This is a genomic window from Streptomyces sp. MK37H, from assembly GCF_018035285.1.
GTDB classification, from domain to species: Bacteria; Actinomycetota; Actinomycetes; order Streptomycetales; family Streptomycetaceae; genus Streptomyces; species Streptomyces endocoffeicus.
The window spans coordinates 1-4,624 of sequence record NZ_JAAAYH010000570.1; the positions used below are offsets into that span (position 1 = coordinate 1).

Below are 4,624 nucleotides of genomic sequence, written 5' to 3' on the forward strand. Positions count from 1 at the left end.
CGACCACGGTGTGACGGCGTGGACCGGGGCGCCCGTGGGGTGCCGCCGAACGGCGGAATGAGCTGCTCCGTCCGGGCGGCGGGGGGCGCCGGGCAGGTGTGAGGCAGGTCACCTACGGACGCAGAAATTCCGGGGACTCATTCCCCGTTTAACCGAGTGAACGCATAAACGGGGACTCACTCCCCGGAAAAGTTGAAGCTCGAACGTCAAGGCCGGGGCGCGGCGCCGCCGCCAAGCCGCCGGAGCACCGGCCACCGGAGAACCGTACGCGTGGAAGCCGTACGCAGAAGGGAGTGCTGTCATGGCCGCAGACACGATGACCGCGAAGTCCGCACAGCCCCGGCTGCGCGCGGACGCCCTGCGTAACCGTGAGCGCATTGTCGCGGCCGCCCGAGAGGTGATCGTCGAGTACGGGGCGCACATCCCCCTCGATGAAATCGCTCGACGGGCGGGGGTCGGCAATGCCACGATCTACCGGCACTTCACGGACCGTCGTGAGCTGATCCACCATGTGGCGCTCTCGGTGATGTCCCGTGTCGCCGACCAGGCCGAATCCGCCCTGGCCGAGGAGGCCGACACCTTCTCGGCGCTGCGGCGCTTCGTCCACGCCGCGGCGGACGAGCACATCGGCGCGCTGTGCCTGCTGCTCTCCGGCGGCCTCGACAAGGAGCACCCTGATCTCATCGCCACCCGCGACCGTCTGGCGGACGGTGTCGAAGCCCTGATGGGGGCCGCGAAATCCGACGGCAAACTGCGCACCGACATCGGCGTCGGTGACCTGATGGTCGCGCTCAACCAGCTCACCCGGCCGCTGCCCGGCAGCGCCTGTGTGGACTTCGAGCCCTTTGTGCACCGGCATCTGCAGCTGTTCCTGGACGGTCTGCAGACCCCGGCGCGCTCGGAACTACCCGGAAAGTCCGTGACCTTGGAGGATCTGCAACACCGGCCGTGACGTGACATAGATCGCACCCGGCCGATCCCGGAGCACCGCTTATTCCGCGCACGTTCACACGTCTTCCTTACGTGCGTCGTCGCCTCTCGCTACCTCTTACTCAACGGCCTGTACCGGTCTGACCTAGACCGGACCCTTACGTCCCATTTCTCACTCTCCGCACCGCTAGGTAGGCCCATCCATGCCTGAAACGGCTCAATTCGTGGATCCCCGGCGCTGGAAAGCGCTGATATTCATCGCCCTCGCCCAGTTGATGGTCGTGCTCGACGCGACCATCGTGAACATCGCGCTGCCCAGCGCCCAGGCCGATCTCGGCATCTCCGACGGCAACCGGCAGTGGGTCATCACCGCCTACGCCCTCGCCTTCGGCGGACTGCTGCTGTTCGGCGGCCGGATCGCCGACCTGTGGGGACGTAAGCAGACCTTCATCGTCGGTCTGATCGGCTTCGCCGCCGCCTCGGCCGTCGGCGGTGCCGCGCTGAACACCGGCATGCTGCTGGGCGCGCGCGCCCTGCAGGGTGTGTTCGGCGCGCTGCTCGCCCCCTCCGCGCTCTCGCTGCTCGCGGTGATGTTCACCGACCCCAAGGAGCGCGCCAAGGCGTTCGGTGTCTTCGGTGCCATCGCCGGTGGTGGCGGCGCCGTCGGTCTGATCCTCGGTGGTGTGCTCACCGAGTACATGGACTGGCGCTGGACCTTCTTCGTGAACATCCCGTTCGCCATCATCGCCGCGATCGGCGCGGTCGCCGTGATCCGCGAGCCGGTGGAGAGCCACAACTCGTCCCGGCTGGACATCCCCGGCGTGATCCTGGCCACCACCGGTCTGGTCTCGCTGGTCTACGGCTTCACCCGCGCCGAGTCCGACGGCTGGTCCGCGGGCCCGACCGTCGGTCTGTTCGTCGCCGCGGCCGTGCTGCTGCTCGCCTTCGTGGTCGTCGAGTCGCGGGTGAAGGCGCCGCTGCTGCCGCTGCGCGTGGTCGCCGACCGCAACCGCGGCGGTGTCTACGCCTCGCTGGCCCTCGCCATCATCGGCATGTTCGGCCTGTTCCTCTTCCTCACCTACTACATGCAGGTCGTCAAGGGGTACAGCCCGGTCAAGACCGGCTTCGCCTTCCTGCCGATGGTCGCGGGCATGATCACCGGCTCGACGCAGATCGGCGCCCGGCTGATGACCCGCGTCCCGGCGCGGCTGCTGATGGGGCCGGGCTTCCTGGCCGCCTCGGTCGGCATGCTGCTGCTGACCCAGATCGACCTGGACACCTCGTACCCGGCGCTGATCCTGCCCGGGTTCCTGCTGCTCGGCCTCGGTATGGGTACCGCCTTCATGCCGGCGATGAGCCTGGCCACGCATGGTGTCGAGCCGCGTGACGCGGGTGTCGCCTCGGCGATGGTCAACACCTCGCAGCAGGTCGGCGGCGCCATCGGCACCGCGCTGCTGAACACGATCGCGGCGAGCGCCACCACCGAGTACGCGAAGTCGCATGCGGCGGGGGCCCCTTCCCGCACGGCGCTGCAGCTCCAGTCGATGGTGCACGGCTACACCGCCGCCATCTGGTGGGCGGTCGGCATCCTGGTGCTGGCCGCGGTCATCGCCATCACGTTCGTCAACGCCGGACAGCCGGAGGGCGGCGGCGCGGTCGCGGGCTCCGGCGACGGTGCGGCGGAGGACGCTGTTCCGGTGATGGCGCACTGATGCGCTGAGGCCTGCCCGTTGGGCTGTCGTTCCTTGGCGGCCCTGTGTCAGGCGAAGGCCCCGCTCCCTGGAATCCGCCGGGGGAGCGGGGCCTTCGCGTGTCGTTTGAGGGCTTTGAGCGCTTTAAGGACTTTGAGCGCTTTAAGGGCTTTAAGGGCCTTTCAGGGCGTGGCGTCAGCGCAGCCAGGGGAGGTCGGCGCCCGCCGGCTGGAGGCCGTCCGCGATGATCCGGCATACGGCGCCGAACTGCTCGACCTGCTCGGGGGTGAGCCGGTCGAAGATGGCCGTCCGTACGGCGGTGACATGGCCGGGGGCGGTGTCCTGCAGCACCTTGAGCCCCTTGTCGGTCAGGACCGCGTTCTGTCCGCGCTTGTCGTCGGGGCAGTCCTCGCGCCGGACCCAGCCGTCCTTCTCCATGCGCGCGACGGCATGGGACAACCGGGAGCGGGTGATCTTGGCGGCCTCGGCCAGTTCGGTCATCCGCATCCGGTGGCGAGGCGCCCAGGAGAGCTTCACCAGCAGGCCGTAGTAGACGTGGGGCATGCCCGCGTCGCGCTGCAACTGGCGGTCGAGGTGGTCCTCCAGGAGCATGCTCGCCTGGACATACGCCTGCCAGCTGCGCTGTTCGTCTTCGGTCAGCCAACGCGGCTCGTCGGCGTCTGAGGGGGTTTTCATGGCGTCGTCCACGCGTCCATTCTAGGAAATTCTCTTTGAATCTTAAATAACTGCGCGCTACAGTGATAACTACATGCTTGAGAGTTCAAGCAATCTGGCGAGCTCTGTCGACTGACGAGGAGTCCTCATGTCCGCGCTGGACGGGCGCATGCCCGCGCTCTACCTCAGCCATGGTGCTCCGCCGCTCGCCGACGATCCGGTCTGGCCGGGACAGCTCGCCGCCTGGGCCGCCGGCCTGCCCCGGCCCAACGCCATTCTCATGATCTCCGCTCACTGGGAAGAGGCGCCCCTGGCGATCGGCGCCACCCAACAGGTGCCCCTGGTCTATGACTTCTGGGGCTTCCCTCAGCACTATTACCAGGTGCGGTACGCCGCGCCGGGCGCCCCCGGGCTCGCCGAGCGGATCCGCAAGACGCTGCGCACGGCGGGTACCCCGGTGCAGGACATCCCCGACCGGGGGCTGGACCACGGGGCGTATGTGCCCCTGGTCGAGATGTATCCGGAGGCCGATATCCCGGTTCTGCAGGTCTCGATGCCGACCCTCGACCCGCGGAAGCTGATGGAGATCGGCCGAAAGCTGGCGCCGCTGCGGGACGAGGGCGTCCTGATCGTCGGCAGCGGCTTCTTCACCCACAACCTGGCCGCGCTACGGCAGACGGGCCCGATGCCGCCCAGCTGGTCGGCCGAGTTCGACGACTGGGGGCAGCGGGCCCTGGACGCGCAGGACATCGACGCGCTGCTGGACTTCGAGCACACGGCCCCGGCTGCGGGGCTCGCCCATCCGCGTACCGAACACTTCGCGCCGTTGTTCGTCACGCTGGGCGCGGCGGAGGCGGAGCTGCGCGGCCAGCGGAGTGTTATCGATGGGTTCTGGATGGGGCTGGCGAAGCGGTCGTTGCAGTTCGGGTGAGGGTGAGGGTGAGGGGGGCTGCGCTCAGTGGGGTGTGGCCGAGCGGGTACGGCCCGGCGGGGGCTCTTGTCAGAGCACCGGGTTGATCATCGCGCAGGCGTGCAGTGCGGCGGCCAGGGCCGTCGGGTCCGTGCCCCGGGCGACATCGAGGGCGGTGTCGGTCAGCTTGATGGCGTGCTCATCACCGTGCGCGGCGGCGTGGGCGAAGACCTCCTCGGGGGTGACGCCCTCCATCGACGGCGGCCGATCGGCCGGGAGCGCTTCCGCGGGTGCGTACACCGCCGTGACCGCGGCGCTCGCCGCCCATGCCGCGTTCAGGCTCGGTATCCACAGCTCGCGCGGCAGCGCGGGCAGGGTGCGCAGTACGGCGTTGGGCGCGGTCGCGGCGTGGACCAGC

At 69.0% G+C, this 4,624-nt stretch carries 4 protein-coding genes and 1 pseudogene; 3 read left to right on the top strand and 2 right to left on the bottom strand.

Annotation, left to right across the window (positions count from 1 at the left end; genetic code table 11):
* The first annotated feature begins 301 nt into the window (after positions 1 to 301).
* Together GWI24_RS40720 and GWI24_RS40725 are read left to right on the top strand one after the other, a co-directional pair.
* Positions 302 to 952, top strand: coding sequence for a TetR/AcrR family transcriptional regulator (locus GWI24_RS40720; protein WP_210951056.1), 651 nt, complete (start codon positions 302 to 304; stop codon positions 950 to 952).
* A gap of 181 nt (positions 953 to 1,133) precedes the next feature.
* On the top strand, positions 1,134 to 2,642 hold the full coding sequence (locus tag GWI24_RS40725; RefSeq protein WP_210951057.1) for an MFS transporter: 1,509 nt from the start codon (positions 1,134 to 1,136) through the stop codon (positions 2,640 to 2,642).
* A gap of 174 nt (positions 2,643 to 2,816) precedes the next feature.
* Here GWI24_RS40725 and GWI24_RS40730 read toward each other — a convergent pair whose 3' ends face one another.
* Positions 2,817 to 3,317, bottom strand: coding sequence for a MarR family winged helix-turn-helix transcriptional regulator (locus GWI24_RS40730; RefSeq protein WP_086885962.1), 501 nt, complete (start codon positions 3,315 to 3,317; stop codon positions 2,817 to 2,819).
* A gap of 127 nt (positions 3,318 to 3,444) precedes the next feature.
* Here GWI24_RS40730 and GWI24_RS40735 point away from each other — a divergent pair, with 127 nt between their 5' ends.
* Positions 3,445 to 4,227, top strand: coding sequence for a dioxygenase (locus tag GWI24_RS40735; protein WP_210951058.1), 783 nt, complete (start codon positions 3,445 to 3,447; stop codon positions 4,225 to 4,227).
* 69 nt (positions 4,228 to 4,296) lie between these two features.
* Here the strand turns inward: GWI24_RS40735 and GWI24_RS40740 are convergent.
* Positions 4,297 to 4,624: pseudogene (locus GWI24_RS40740) on the bottom strand (questin oxidase family protein); the annotation flags it as partial.